The 13946-nt window shown below is 68.2% G+C and carries 14 protein-coding genes; 7 read left to right on the top strand and 7 right to left on the bottom strand.

The features are described 5' to 3' along the window. Positions 1-29 precede the first annotated feature (29 nt). On the top strand, positions 30-515 hold the full coding sequence (locus tag QTH86_RS06410) for a cupredoxin domain-containing protein (RefSeq protein ID WP_286645503.1): 486 nt from the start codon (positions 30-32) through the stop codon (positions 513-515). Positions 516-587: 72 nt separating this feature from the next. Next, entirely contained in the window at positions 588-962 is a 375-nt protein-coding gene (locus tag QTH86_RS06405; protein WP_286645504.1) for a copper-binding protein, read from the top strand. A gap of 180 nt (positions 963-1142) precedes the next feature. Here the strand turns inward: QTH86_RS06405 and QTH86_RS06400 are convergent, their stop codons facing one another. Both QTH86_RS06400 and QTH86_RS06395 read right to left on the bottom strand, forming a co-directional pair. Beyond that, on the bottom strand, positions 1143-2240 hold the full coding sequence (locus tag QTH86_RS06400) for an alkene reductase (RefSeq protein ID WP_286645505.1): 1098 nt from the start codon (positions 2238-2240) through the stop codon (positions 1143-1145). 53 nt (positions 2241-2293) lie between these two features. Continuing rightward, positions 2294-3148: a pirin family protein gene (locus QTH86_RS06395; protein ID WP_286645506.1), complete on the bottom strand. Its 855-nt coding sequence runs from the start codon at positions 3146-3148 to the stop codon at positions 2294-2296. Between the two features lie 128 nt (positions 3149-3276). Between QTH86_RS06395 and QTH86_RS06390 the strand changes: the two genes are divergently transcribed. Further along, positions 3277-4197, top strand: a complete 921-nt coding sequence (locus QTH86_RS06390; protein ID WP_286645507.1) for a LysR family transcriptional regulator — start codon at positions 3277-3279, stop codon at positions 4195-4197. Positions 4198-4229: 32 nt separating this feature from the next. Here the strand turns inward: QTH86_RS06390 and QTH86_RS06385 are convergent, their stop codons facing one another. The 4 genes from QTH86_RS06385 to QTH86_RS06370 form a co-directional block, all read right to left on the bottom strand. Continuing rightward, complete coding sequence (locus tag QTH86_RS06385; protein WP_286645508.1) at positions 4230-5324, bottom strand: mechanosensitive ion channel family protein; 1095 nt, start codon at positions 5322-5324, stop codon at positions 4230-4232. Between the two features lie 16 nt (positions 5325-5340). Then, positions 5341-7572, bottom strand: coding sequence for an FUSC family protein (locus QTH86_RS06380; RefSeq protein WP_286645509.1), 2232 nt, complete (start codon positions 7570-7572; stop codon positions 5341-5343). Next, positions 7572-8633: an inositol monophosphatase family protein gene (locus tag QTH86_RS06375; protein ID WP_286645510.1), complete on the bottom strand. Its 1062-nt coding sequence runs from the start codon at positions 8631-8633 to the stop codon at positions 7572-7574. The genes QTH86_RS06380 and QTH86_RS06375 overlap by 1 nt, the downstream gene beginning before the upstream one ends. 129 nt (positions 8634-8762) lie before the next feature. Continuing rightward, complete coding sequence (locus QTH86_RS06370) at positions 8763-9155, bottom strand: DUF1330 domain-containing protein (protein WP_286645511.1); 393 nt, start codon at positions 9153-9155, stop codon at positions 8763-8765. Between QTH86_RS06370 and QTH86_RS06365 the strand changes: the two genes are divergently transcribed. The 3 genes from QTH86_RS06365 to cysE are packed head-to-tail and all read left to right on the top strand — an operon-like array spanning position 9154 to position 11617. Further along, a complete protein-coding gene (locus QTH86_RS06365; protein WP_286645512.1) occupies positions 9154-10041 on the top strand; it encodes a LysR family transcriptional regulator in 888 nt (295 codons plus the stop codon). The genes QTH86_RS06370 and QTH86_RS06365 overlap by 2 nt on opposite strands. Positions 10042-10055: 14 nt before the next feature. Next, positions 10056-10805 (top strand): RNA methyltransferase, encoded by a 750-nt coding sequence (locus tag QTH86_RS06360; protein ID WP_286645513.1) that lies wholly within the window; start codon positions 10056-10058, stop codon positions 10803-10805. A gap of 35 nt (positions 10806-10840) precedes the next feature. After that, complete coding sequence (gene cysE / locus QTH86_RS06355) at positions 10841-11617, top strand: serine O-acetyltransferase (protein WP_286645514.1); 777 nt, start codon at positions 10841-10843, stop codon at positions 11615-11617. 19 nt (positions 11618-11636) lie between these two features. On the opposite strand, the gene QTH86_RS06350 is transcribed toward cysE, so the two are convergent. Beyond that, entirely contained in the window at positions 11637-13337 is a 1701-nt protein-coding gene (locus QTH86_RS06350; RefSeq protein ID WP_286645515.1) for an electron transfer flavoprotein-ubiquinone oxidoreductase, read from the bottom strand. A gap of 174 nt (positions 13338-13511) precedes the next feature. On the opposite strand from QTH86_RS06350, the gene QTH86_RS06345 reads away from it, so the two are divergent. Next, positions 13512-13934 (top strand): acyl-CoA thioesterase, encoded by a 423-nt coding sequence (locus QTH86_RS06345; RefSeq protein WP_286645516.1) that lies wholly within the window; start codon positions 13512-13514, stop codon positions 13932-13934. The last annotated feature ends 12 nt before the right edge of the window (positions 13935-13946 follow it).

Genomic DNA, 13946 nt, shown 5'->3' with positions numbered 1-13946 from the left:
CCATTCATCCACCAAGCAAAAGGAAAATCATGAACCACACGATCCGAACAGCCGCTCTCGCGGGTCTCTTCGCCCTCTGGGCCTCTGCCGCATCGGCATCGGGCACGCACGCCGGTGGGCACGACGAGGGTGAGGCCATCGGCAAGCCAGGCGTTGCAGCCAAAGCCAAGCGCACCATCAGCGTGGACATGACGGACGCGATGCGCTTCACGCCCTCCGACATCACGGTCAGCCAGGGTGAAACGATTCGATTCGTCGTGAAGAACGCAGGCCGGGTGAAGCACGAACTCGTGCTGGGTACGCAGAAGGAACTCAAGGAGCACTACGCGGCCATGATGAAAAACCCGGAGATGGAGCACGCCGATCCCAACATGGTGACCCTGGCTGCCGGCCAGACCGGCGAGGTCGTCTGGGAATTCACCAAGGCTGGCAAGGTCGACTTCGCTTGCCTGCAGCCCGGTCACTACGACGCGGGCATGAAGGGCGCCGTCAACGTGACCAAGGCCGCCAAGTAATGCAGGCACGCCCGTCCCGGTCGAGCAGCGGCCGCGACGGAAGAATCAATTCGTTCCATCCAAGGAGTTCCCATGTCGAACATTCACCGCATCCGTTTGGCGGTCGCTGCCGCCTTCCTGTTGTCCGGCGCGGCCATCGCGCAGTCCTCGACGTCCATGGCCGATACGCCAGGCATCAACAAGACGGCGCCAATGGCTCCTGGCGCCGATGCGGCTGCGGCCTCGGAGTTCAGCGAAGGCGAGATTCGCAAGGTCGACAAGGACAACAAGAAGCTCACGATCAAGCACGGTCCACTGAAGAACCTCGACATGCCGGGCATGACGATGGTGTTCGGGGTGGACGACGATGCGGTGCTCGAAAAGCTCGAGGCCGGGGCCAGGGTCAGATTCCAGGCAGAGAAAGTGGACGGCAAGATCATCGCTACCAGGATCGAGGTGCTCCGCTGAACGCGCAAGCGGCCGGCTGGCGGGTTCAATGATCGCGTGTTTGGCCGTGTTGCAACGAGGGGGGCGCACATTGGCTTCTTGATGCACCGATAAGTGTGTCGTCAAGCCAATGCGCTCCGAGCGCATTGCCTACTCGGCGAATACCGCTGCGGTCGAGCCCTGTGAATCGGGTCGATGCGTTCAGCCTTCTTGGGGCGCGGCGGTGGCGTCGTGAAGGGTGGGGTAGTCGGTGTAGCCGCGCTCTTCGCCCTGGTAGAAGGTCGAAGGATCGGCCGCATTCAACGCAGCGCCGTTCCTGAGCCGCTCGACCAGGTCCGGATTGGCCAGGAACGGCGTGCCGAATGCGATCAGATCGGCCGATCCCGAACGAAGTGCCGCGGCGGCACGCTCGGCGTCGTAGCCGCCGTTGGCGATGTACTTGCCGCCGAATCGGCGCTTCAGTTCGGCGAAGTCGAACGGGCCCGTGCCCAGTTGCATGACATGCAGGTACGCCAGCCCATAGGTCCCGAGCATCTCGGCTGCGTGGCCGTAGGTCGCCTGCGGATCGCTGTCTTTCTTGGCGAAGCCGTCGAAGAGGGGCGACAGACGGACGCCGACGCGGTCCGCCCCGAAAACCGGCGTCACCGCTTCGACCAGGTCCTGGATGAAGCGGACGCGGTTTTGCACCGATCCGCCGTAGGCGTCGGTCCGCGCATTGGTGCTGTCGCGCAGGAACTGATCGATCAGGTAGCCATTCGCGCCGTGGAGCTCCACGCCATCGAAGCCGGCCGCCTTGGCGTTTTCGGCGCCTTGGCGAAAGTCGGCGACCACGCCTGGAATCTCGGCCAGCGTCAGCGCCCTCGGCGTCTCGTAGGGTTGGAGCCCCGTGGGGGTGTAGAGCTCGCCATCCGCCTTGATCGCAGACGGCGCCACGGGCAACGCGCCGCTGGCCTGGACCGAGGAATGCGACAGCCGGCCGACGTGCCAGAGTTGCAGGAAGATGCGTCCACCCGCCGCATGCACTGCGTCGGTCACGCGCTTCCAGCCGGCGACCTGGGCCGGGGTGAAGATGCCGGGCGTTCTCGGGTAGCCCTTCGCCTGTGCCGAGACCTGCGAGCCTTCCGAAATGATGAGGCCGGCGCCGGCGCGCTGGCGGTAGTACTCGGCGGTCGTCGACGTGGCAACGTCGCCTTCACCGGCGCGGCTGCGCGTCATCGGTGCCATCACCAGGTGGTTCTTCAATGGCAGCGGACCCAGGTGCGTGGGGGCGAACAAGGGGGCGAGATGGGTGGAGGTCATGGATGCTTTCTGGTGACTGGGGAAGGCGGATCGATCGAGCGTTCGAACTGCGTTCAGTTCGTCTGGCGAGTGCCGGGCAGTCGCCCGCTGTTGCGAAGCGCGGCGCCGATGCGCCGGATCTCCTGTTCGCCCTGTGCAAGGGCGGCTTCGCTCGTGTGCACCGAGTAGTGGCCCATGACCAGGTCGTGCGGATGCTTCACGGCCGAGCCCAGCACGAAGGACGTGTCGCCGTGGGCCACGAAGTCGATGGCCTGCTCCGATTCCTCGAACACGGCGAGTTCACCCGTCGCGACCATGCCGCCCGCGTCGAGCCGACCGGTGTCGACCGCCAGCCAGGCCACCGTGTGACCTTCGGGCGTCGCATAGGTCCAGCGCTCGCCGTCTTTCAGGCGGACGGCCAGGTAGTTCATGTCCGCGGGGGCTGGCACCGGGCTTTTCGCTGCGCCGTAGCGTCCGAGCAGCACGCGCGCCGGGCCTTCCCGGGGGATGTCGGCAGGCGCCAGGTAGAGGCTCTGCGCGGGTGCGTTTTCTTCTGCCGCGGGCAGCGCCACCCAGAGCTGGAAGCCCAGCATGGGCGAGCCCGCGACCGGCGCGCCGGTGTGCCACACGCCGTTGCCCGCGCGCATCCACTCCACGCCGCCGGCGGGCAGCACGCCCTTCTGACCCGTCGTGTCTTCGTAGGCCACGTCGCCTTCGCGCAGGAAGGTCAGCGTGGCGATGCCCGAATGGGGGTGCATGCCGAAGTTCTGCCCCGTCAGCGCCGTGGAGCGGACCAGGTCCAAAAACACGAAGGGCTTGAGGAATTCGCCGAGGTCGCCCGGGCTCATGAGCCGAGTGATCGGTCCGTGCGCGTTACCGCGGGTCCGGTGGACGATGGCACGCGTGTCGATGCGGGTGGCAGTGGTCATGGAGCGATGTCTTCTTCGGTGAATGAGGGACCTCTGGGGTCGATGGAGGAAGAATAGGATCGCCACCATTGAATGACTAGGCGGTGCAATTGGATTGAACTGATCCGTTTTTCAAAGTAATCTGCGCCATGGTGGATCTGAACGACATCGCCCTGTTCGTGCAGGTCGTGCGCAGCGGCAGCTTTGCGGGGGCCGCGCGCCGGCTCGGCGTGCCGTCCAACACGGTGAGCCGGCGCGTCCAGGCGCTCGAAGCGCAACTCGGCACGCGGCTGCTGCAGCGCTCCACCCGCAAGCTCACCCTCACCAGTGCGGGCGAGGCCTTCCAGGAACGCTGCGCCAGCGCGGTGGACGGATTGATCGACGCGGGCCAGGAATTGATGACCGGTCACCACGAGCCCAGCGGCCTGGTGCGTGTCGCGGCGCCCGCCGATTTCTTCGACTTCTTCCGGATGGAATGGGTCGCCGACTTTCTGGCCGCCCATCCGCGGGTCCGCCTGGACTTCGTGCTCAGCGACGCGCGGGCCGACCTGATTGCCGAGCGCATCGACGTCGCGTTCCGCGGCGGCGTGCTGCGGGATTCGGGTTACGTCGGCCGTCAGGTGCTGCGCGACGGCAACGACGTGCTGGTGGCCAGCCCGGCCTACCTGGCTGCCCGCGGCGCACCCGACACGCTGCAGGACCTCAAGAACCATGACTGCGTGAGCTTCGCCCATCCCAGCGGGCACGCGACATGGCGCTTGACGGGGCCCGATGGCGTCGACGAAGAGGTCCAGGTCGCCGCCCGCTTCAGCGGCAACACCGCGCAGGCGCTGCGCCGGGCGACGGTGGCCGGGCTCGGGATCGCACTGCTCCCTCATGCGATCACGGCCTTCGATCTTCAGGCGGGCCGGTTGGTGCCGGTGCTGCCGCACTATCGATGCGTGGGCTACGGCCTGAACGTGCTGTACCCGAGCCGGCGGCATCTGCCGCTGGCCGTGTCGGCGTTCATCGACCTGGTGGTCGAGAAGCTCGGTGCGATGGAGGCATCGACGGTGTCGCCGCGCCCGTGACGGCGTTTCGAACCACCCGCCACGCGGCCTGATCAGGCGGGTTGCGGCATCCCGTCCGGCGGTGCGGCGGCCGGACGCGTCGACGCATCCCCGTCCTCGACGCGCAAGCGCGGCAGGAACTGCGGGTACTCGCGCTGCATGTAGCCGATCACGCCTTCGCGCACCGCGCAGCGCAGGTCGAAGGCGAGCGAGGACGAGGCCGCGGTGCACAGCACGCGTAGCTGCATGCTGCGCTCGGTGGCGTCGGTCACTTGCAGGTTGAAGAAGCGACCGTCCCATTGCGGCGCTGCCTTCACCAGGCGTTCGACCTCTTCACGCAGCGGCGCGAGCGGCATGCCGTAGTCGGCGTAGATGAAGACCGAGCCCAGCAGCTGCGAGCCGGTGCGCGTCCAGTTCTGGAACGGCTTCTCGATGAAGTAGCTCAGCGGCAGGATCAGCCGGCGGTCGTCCCAGATCTTCAGGACGACGAAGGTGCCGGTGATCTCCTCGACGCGGCCCCATTCGCCCTCGACCACCAGCACGTCGTCGATGCGGATCGGCTGCGCCAGCGCGATCTGCAGGCCGGCGATCAGGTTGCTGAAGACCGGCTTGGCGGCCAGACCGGCCACGATGCCGATGACACCGGCCGAAGCCAGCAGGCTGGCGCCGACCTGGCGCGCGCCCGGAAAGGTCATCAGCATCATCGCGGCGCCGGCCACCAGCAGCACGCTGTTGGCCGAGCGCGCCAGCACGCGGGTCTGGGTGAGCACGCGGCGCGCCTGCAGGTTGTCGGCCGCGTCGTAGGGGTGCTTGGCGATCAGGCCGTCGGCGAAGCCGTTGACGGCGCGCACCAGCACCCAGGTCGCCATGGCGATCAGCAGCAGACCGTTGACATGCCGGATGCTGGCGATGAAACGCAGGTCGTCGGGCGCGGCCTGCCACACCGCCTGCAGGGCCAGCAGCGGCAGCAGCGCCTGCGCCGGCCCCTTGATGTTGACGAGCAGGGCATGCAGCACCGGCATGTGGCGTGTCACCCGCTGGAGCACCAGACTGGCCACGCGGTGCAGCAGCAGCGCGAGGAAGACGGCGATCAGTGCGGAGACGAAGGGCGGGAACCACGGGTGGCCGAGCAGCATGTCCTTGGTCATCGTTCAGGGGGTCCTTTCAGGGGGGATTGGCGTCGGGGTCGTCGAGGGACTGCAGGATGCGTGCCGCATCGTCGCGCAGCTGGCTGGAGATGGCCGTGGCGAGGTCGAGCCGACGCAGCAGCCAGGGGCTCACGTCGTTGTCGAACGGGTCCGGCAACGGGATCGGCCCGGCCAGGGCCGTGGCGGGCGGGCTCTCGGGCAGGTCGCTGCCGGCGATCGGGGCGCTGCCGATCGTCGCCTCGATGCGTGCAGCGGTGCGTGCGAGCGGGCCTTCGATGTCGGCCGGCGTGAGCCGGTCGCGCCGCAGCACCAGCATCGACTTGACTGCGCTCAGCTGCGCGAGCAGCTGATAGCTGTGGGCCTGCAGGTGTTCGAGCGGCGCGATGGGCGGGCGCACGGCACGTGGTTCGGACAGCGAGCGCTGCGTCGCCTGCACCAGCGCCGAAAGGCTGTCGAAGGCTTCCTTGCGAGCCAGTCGCCATTCGAGTTCGGGGCTGGTGTCGATCGCGTGCAGCTGGCCGAGGCCGAGCGCGAGCCGCGCGTGCCGTGCCTGCGCCTTCAGCGTGCGCGCCACCAGCGACGGGATCTGGCTGCGTTCCCACGACGGCAGCACGTAGCAGAAGGCCCAGGCCAGGGCCGCGCCGATCAGCGTGTCGGCCACGCGTTCGAACAGCGCGAAGGTGGGTGTCGCGCCGACGTTGAGCATGTGGGCCTGCACCAGGCCCAGCACCGTGGCCGCCACGGCGGTGATCAGGTAGCGCCGCACCGCGAAGCCGTGCGCGATGGCCTGCGCCACCACCGAGGCGACCAGCATGCCCATGGCCGAGGGGTGCGTCGACAGCAGCGCCACCGCGAAGACGCAGCCCAGCAGCGTGCCGGCCACGCGCGCGTTGCGGCGCTCCAGCGTCTGCGACAGGCTGCCGCGCAGCACCACCACGATGGTCAGCAGGATCCAGTAATCGTGCGAGCCCCAGGGCAGCAGCAGCGCGATGCCGTAGCCGGCCCCGATGGCGAGCGACGCGCGAATCGCGTGGCGCAGCGGCGGGGCGTCCCAGCGCCACAGCGTGCGCAGCGGGCGCCAGGACCAATCCGTCGGGCTCACGAACATCTGCCAGTTGGCGCGCACCACGGCCAGGTCGGGCGCCACGTCGCCGCGCGCCATCGCCACCAGGCGCAGCACCTCGTCGTTGATGTGGCCGATGCGGCTGGCCAGGCCACGGGCGAGCATGGCGGCGGTGGGGCCGGACGCGCCGTGCGCATGCGCAGCGTCCGGCGCGAGATGGATCGCCGAGAGCTGCGGGCGTCGGTCGGGCACCGGTTCGGGCGTGCGCCCGAGCAGCAGGGCGTCGGCCAGGGCGGCGGTCTCGTCGGCCAGGGCTTCGAGCACGCGGCGCATCGCCATCAGGGCCGGGGCGTGCGCGGGGTTGGACTGCAGCGCTTCCAGGTCGAGTTCGCTGGCGAGCAGCTGGTCGCGCATCTCCAGCACGATCACCAGCATGCCGGCCAGACGCTGGCGGTAGGCCGTACGCGGCGACTCCAGCACGATGTCGCGCGTGGCCTGCAGCTGGTCGGCCAGCGCAGCCTGTTCGCGCAGCAGGCGGCCCAGCAGCGGCGCGGGCACTTCGCGCACGTCGCCCGACTCCTCGCGCGAGCTGAACTGGCTGGCTTCGGTGCGCATCAGCGCCGCCAGCGACAGCAGCACGTCGGCCATGGCCTGCACGCGGTAGCGGCCGTTGAGCGCGAGGTTGGCAAGCACGGCGTACACCACGTACAGCCCGGCGCCCAGGCCGAAGATCATCGTGCGATACAGCGCCTGGTCCAGCCCGTCGGGCTTGGGCGTGGCCATCGAGAAGATCATCGAGAACATCACCGCGACCGCGATCGGGATGCCGCGCTTGCCCCAGGCCATGGCGGTGAAGGCGAGGAAGGTGGCGGGCACCAGCAGCAGCCCAAGGCGAATGGGCGCGGCGTGCAGCATCTGCACCGCGAAGAACAGCGGCAGGCCGATGAGCGGCGCCGGCAGCATCTGCCAGAACTTGCCGCGGCGCGGGCCCGGGAGGTCGGGCGGCGCGGTGACGATCACGCCGACCGCGGCCGAAGCCGCCGCCAGGGTGCCGAGCCAGGCGTGCACGCCGGCGGAGATGAGGAACAGGCCGAGCGCGACCGACAGGCCGTTGGCGATGTAGTGGCTCAGCCCGACGCGCAGGGCGGCCCGGCTGCGCTGGACGGCGGCGCGCGGCGCCTGCATCAGTGCTCGGCGGCGTCGCCCTCGGCGGGCGGGACGGGAGCGTTGTCGGCCGCCGGGTCGCGGCGGATGCGGGTGAGCTTGCGCGATGCCGGGGCGGCGGCCGGCGCCGGGGCCGCGTCGGCCGCGGATGCGTCGTCGCCCGCGATGGTGCTGCGGGCGTAGATGTCGGCCGATGATGCATCGGCGTTGGGTGCGATCGAGGCCGACACGGCGCGGGCGCGGTCGCTCGCGCGCATCTTGTCGTCGAGACCGGCGAACTTGGAATACTGCGACAGCAGCGGCACCAGCTGGCCGTAGATGCGCGGGGCACCGGCCAGGCATTCGCGCTGGTCGAGGAACTCGGGCTCGCCGGTGAAGTTGCCGATCAGGCCGCCGGCCTCGGTCACCAGCAGCGAGCCGGCCGCCACGTCCCACGGGCTCAGGCCGGTCTCAAAGAAGCCATCGGTGAAGCCGGCGGCCACGTAGGCCAGGTCGAGCGCCGCGGCGCCGGGGCGGCGCAGGCCGGCCAGCTTGGGCATCAGGTCCGACATGATGGCCAGGTACTGCTTGAAGTTGTCGCCGGTGCGGAAGGGGAAGCCGGTCGAGATCAGGCACTCGTGCAGCTTGGTGCGCTTGGAGACGCGGATGCGCCGCTCGTTCATGTAGGCGCCGCGGCCCTTGGTCGCTGTGAAGAGGTCGTTGCGGCTCGGGTCGTAGACGACGGCCTGCTCGACCTTGCCCTTGACCGCCAGCGCGATCGACACGCAGTAGACCGGGAAGCCGTGAATGAAGTTGGTGGTGCCGTCGAGCGGATCGATGATCCAGACGTAGTCGGAGTCCTTGGCGCCGTGCTCGGTGCCGGATTCTTCCGCGAGGATGCCGTGGCCCGGGTACGCGGTCAGCAGCGTCTCGATGATGACGCGCTCGCTGGCGTGGTCGACCTCCGTGACGAAATCGTTCACCTGCTTCTGCGAGATGCGAACGGCTTCGACGTCGAGCGCGGCACGGTTGATGATGGCACCGGCGGCGCGGGCGGCCTTGACGGCCACGTTGAGCATGGGATGGAGGTTGGGCGACGACATGAATTGTGGGAAGAGCGGGCGAGGGCACGGGGCCCCGGGAAATGCGGCCCGGCGATGCGGGCGGCGAACGATGACCTATTTTCCCATAACCCGCCGGGCCGCACCCCGGGGATGTCGAATCCGGGCTGTTCAGGCGCCTTCGACGATGACGAAATCGGCGTCGGCAACGCGCTGCCGAATGGCCTTGGCAAGCCCGTATTCCTCGCTTTGATAGCACGCACTAGCGGTCGCCACATCGGCGAATTCGACCACCACGTTGCGCTCGCGCGCCACGCCTTCCATGCACTCGGCGGCACCGCCGCGCACCAGAAAGCGGGCGCCGAATTTCTCGAAGGCGGGCCACGCCGCCGCCAGATAAGAAGGATATTCCGCCGCGTTGTGCACCGAGACCCGAACGATCCAGTAACCCTTTGCCATGTCGATCCTTCTTTCATTCATTGGTAGAGAGAACGCACGATAGCGCTGGCACATCATTTTGAAAAATGAATAATCGAGATTCAAATCATCTTGAAAAGAGAACATGGATCTCGGCGACCTGCAGATATTCCAGGCGGTGGTCGAAGCCGGCAGCGTGACGCGGGCGGCCGAACATTTGCACCGTGTGCAGTCCAACGTGACCACGCGCATTCGCCAGCTCGAACAGAAGCTGGGTGTCGCCCTGTTCATCCGCGAGGGCAAACGGCTGCACCTGTCGCCGGCGGGCTGGCAACTGTTGCCCTATGCGCAGCAATTGCTGGCGCTGGCAGCGCAGGCGCGCGAAGCGGTGTGCGACGACCGACCACGCGGCCCTCTGGTGCTGGGCGCCATGGAAAGCACCGCCGCCGTGCGCTTGCCGGGGCCGCTGAGCGAGTTCGTCAAGCGCTATCCCGAGGTCAAGCTGACATTGAAGACCGGCAATCCGCAGCAACTCGCTGCCGCCGTGTTGGCTGGGCGCATGGACACCGCCTTCGTGACCGGGCCGATCGCAGAGGGGCCCCTGGAGCGGGTGCCCGTGTTCTCGGAAGAGCTGGTCATCGTCGCCCAGGCCGGGCATGCGCCCATCGGCAAGGCACACCAACCGCTGCCGCCGGTCATCGTGGCTTTCGAACCGGGGTGCCCGCACCGTGCGCGGCTCGAGGCGTGGTACGCACGGCGGGACGGCATGCCCCTGCAGACCATCGAAATCACCTCCTACCACGCCATGCTGGGCTGCGTGGTGGTCGGCATGGGCATTTCACTGCTGCCGCGCGGTGTGCTCGCCACCTTTCCGGACCGGGACCGCCTGAGCCTGCACCCGCTGCCGCGCGGCGAGAACCGCGCTTCGACCGATCTGATCTGGCGCAGCGGGGCGTTGTCGCCCAAGATCACAGCGCTGCTGCAGTTGTTGAAGCCGGCCCGAGCCTTGCGGGCTGAGACCTTGGCGGGCTGAGACAATCCGCGCCCATGCGCACCCGCTTCATCCTGATCCAGACCAGCCACGCCGGCAACGTCGGCGCCGCCGCCCGCGCCATGAAGACCATGGGCTTCGGCGACCTCGTGCTGGTCGCCCCGCGCTGGGCCAACGTGCTGCGGCGCGAAGAGACCATCCAGCGTGCCAGCGGCGCCCTCGACGTGCTGGCCAACGCCCGCATCGTCGACACGCTCGACGAGGCGCTCGACGGCGTCACGCATCTGTGCGCCACCGCCATGATCCCGCGCGACTTCGGCCCGCCGACGCGCACGCCGCGCGAGCACCTCGAGCCGCTGGCCCAAAGCGACCCGCCGCAGCACGTCGGCTTCCTCTTCGGCTCCGAGCGCTTCGGCATGCGCAACGAGGACGTCTACCGCTGCAACGTGGCGCTGAGCATCCCGGCCGATCCGAACTTCGGCTCGCTCAACCTCGGGGCCGCGATCCAACTGATCGCCTACGAATGGCGGCTGGCGCTGGGCGGCTTCCCGGTGACCGAGTCTGTGGCGCCCAAGCAGGCGGCCGACGCCAAGGCCGTGGCCGGCATGCTGGCGCACTGGGAACGCTCGCTGGTGCAGATCGGCTTTCTCGACCCGGAGGCGCCCAAGAAGCTGATGCCGCGGTTGCAGCAACTCCTCAACCGCGCGCAGCCGACGCCCGAAGAGATCCACATCCTGCGCGGCATCGCCAAGGCCATGGCCGACGTGAAGACCCCGCCGTCGGCGCGCCCCGACGGCGGGGCTTAGACTGCGCGCCCGCTGTCCTTATACCGACAACAACCATGCTTTCGCGCCTGCGTTCCGACATCCAGTGCATCCTCGACCGCGACCCTGCGGCCCGGACAAGCTGGGAAGTGATCACCCTGTATCCCGGCTTCCATGCCGTGGTGCTGCACCGCGCGGCGCACTGGTGCTGGACGCACGGGCTCAAGTGGGTCGGCCGCTTCGTCTCGCAGTTCTCGCGCTGGGTCACCGGGATCGAGATCCATCCCGGCGCCAAAGTCGGTGAGCGCGTCTTCTTCGACCACGCGATGGGCGTTGTCGTCGGCGAGACCGCCGAGATCGGCGACGGCTGCACCATCTACCAGGGCGTGACCCTGGGCGGCACCTCGCTCTACAAGGGCACCAAGCGCCATCCGACACTGGGCCGCGACGTGGTCGTGAGCGCCGGCGCCAAGGTGCTGGGCGGCTTCGTGGTGGGCGACGGCGCCAAGATCGGCAGCAACGCGGTGGTCATCAAGCCGGTGCCGGCCGGCGCGACCGCGGTCGGCATCCCGGCGCGCATCATTCCGTCGAAAACCGGTGCCAGTGCCGACGTGACCGGCAGTGATCGCAAGTTCTCGGCCTACGGCATCACGCTGGACGACGATCCGCTGTCGCAGGCGATGCGCGGCCTGATCGACAGCGCCAAGGGGCAGGAGCACCAGATCGCGCTGATCTGGGAAGCGATCGAGAAGCTCTCGTCGAGCACGCCCGACAAGGGCGACTGCATGCCTTGCGACGCGGCGCGCGAGGAATGCTTCGAGGCGGAGAAGCTGACGCAGCTGGTCGGCAAGTGAGCCGACCCGCTGCGGCGGCTCACATGCCGACGTAGTTCGGCCCGCCGCCGCCCTCGGGGGTGACCCACACGATGTTTTGCGTCGGGTCCTTGATGTCGCAGGTCTTGCAGTGCACGCAGTTCTGCGCGTTGATCTGCAGCCGCTCCTTGCCGGCGTTCGCCTCGTCGGGCACGAACTCGTACACGCCGGCCGGGCAGTAGCGCGCCTCGGGGCCGGCGTACTCGGGCAGGTTGATGCGCGTGGGCACCGTCGCGTCCTTCAGCGTCAGGTGCGCCGGCTGGTTCTCTTCGTGGTTGGTGTTGCTGATGAACACGCTGGAGAGCCGGTCGAAGGTGAGCTTGCCGTCGGGCCGGGGGTAGGCGATCTTCTTGCACGCGCTCGCGGGCTTCAGCCGCGCATGGTCCGGCTCTGTGCGGTGGATGGTCCAGGGGATGTGGCCGCGCAGCACGAACTGCTCGATGCCGGTCATCACGGTGCCCACCGTCAGGCCCTTCTTGAACCACTGCTTGAAGTTGCGCGCCTTGTTCAGCTCGGTGTGCAGCCAGCTCTTCTCGAAGGCCTCAGGGTAGGCGGCGAGCTCGTCGTGCTGGCGGCCCGCGGCCACGGCCTCGAAGGCGGCTTCGGCCGCCAGCATGCCGGTCTTGATCGCGGCGTGGCTGCCCTTGATGCGGCTCGCGTTCAGGTAGCCGGCTTCGCAGCCGACCAGCGCGCCGCCCGGGAACACCGTCTTGGGCAGCGACAGCAGGCCGCCGGCCGTGATGGCGCGCGCGCCGTAGCTCAGGCGCTTGGCCGGCTTCAGGCCCTTGTCCTGGCCTTCGAGGTACCAGCGGATGTTCGGGTGCGTCTTGAAGCGCTGGAACTCCTCGAAGGGGCTCATGTGCGGGTTCTGGTAGTCGAGCCCGACCACGTAGCCGATGATGAGCTGGTTATTCTCCGCGTGGTAGACGAAGGAGCCGCCGTAGGTGTCCGAGGGCAGCGGCCAGCCGGCCGTGTGGATGGCCAGGCCCGGCTCGTGGCGGGCCGGGTCGATCTCCCACAGCTCCTTGATGCCGATGCCGTAGCTCTGCGGGTCCTTGCCGTCGTCGAGCTTGTACTTCGCGATCAATTGGCGGCCCAGGTGGCCGCGCGCGCCTTCGGCGAACACCGTGTACTTGCCCAGCAGCTCCATGCCGAGCTGGAAGTTCTCGGTCGGCTCGCCGTCCTTGCCGATGCCGAGGTTGCCGGTGGCCACGCCGCGCACCTTCCCGTCGTCGGTGTAGAGCACTTCGGCGGCCGGGAAGCCGGGGAAGATCTCCACGCCGAGTTCCTCGGCCTGTTGCGCCAGCCACTTCACCACGTTGCCGAGGCTGACGATGTAGTTGCCTTCGTTGTGGAAGTTGTGCGGCAGCAGGAAGTTGGGCGTGCGGGTCGCGCCGGTCTCGCTGAGCATCAGGAAGGTGTCGGCCGTGACCGGCTGGTTCAGCGGCGCGCCCTTGGCCTTCCAGTCGGGGATGAGTTCCGACAGCGCGCGCGGGTCCATGATGGCGCCCGACAGGATGTGCGCGCCGGGCTCCGAGCCCTTCTCGAGCACCACCACCGAAATCTCCTTGTCGTTCTGTGCCGCGAGCTGCTTGAGGCGGATCGCGGTCGACAACCCGGCCGGCCCGCCACCGACGACGACGACGTCGTACTCCATGGATTCGCGCGGGCCGAACTGGGCGAGGATTTCGTCGTGGGTCATGAGGTCTGTTCGATAATGGTTTTTGGACGCATCGGCACGTGAAATGCTGCCGAACAATGAAACATTTTATGCGGCGTCATTCGGCGGCCCCTGTCGTCCAGGGTCGCCAGTGCAAGGGGCAGGCGGTCGCCTTCGCGACTGGCCCCCGCGGGTCCGCCAAGCCATCCTTGCCCCATGAAGATCGAAATCCCCGAGAAGAAGAAGCTGGTCTACGAGATGTCCATCGCCATCCGCTGGGGCGACATGGATGCGATGGGCCACCTCAACAACGGCAGCTATTTCCGTTACATGGAGACGGCGCGGATCGACTGGGTGCGCTCGATCGGCTTCGAACCCGACCCGAGCGGCGAGGGCATGGTCATCGTCAATGCCTTCTGCAACTTCTACCGCCAGCTCGAGTACCCGGGCGACGTGCTGCTGAAGATGTACGCCAGCGACCCTGCACGCACCACCTTCGAGACCTGGGCCACCATGGCACGCGCCGACGCGCCCGAGGTGATCTGCGCGGCCGGCGGTGCGACCACCATCTGGGTCGATTTCCCCAGGCAGAAGGCGATGGCGCTGCCCGAGTGGCTGCGTACGCTGGTCAGCGCCTGAGCGTTCAGCACT

Origin of the sequence: Variovorax sp. J2L1-78 (assembly GCF_030317205.1) — a bacterium.
GTDB lineage: Bacteria > Pseudomonadota > Gammaproteobacteria > Burkholderiales > Burkholderiaceae_C > Variovorax > Variovorax arabinosiphilus.
Note: the sequence above shows the minus strand (reverse complement) of the source record. Positions and strands in the feature narration are given on the sequence as shown.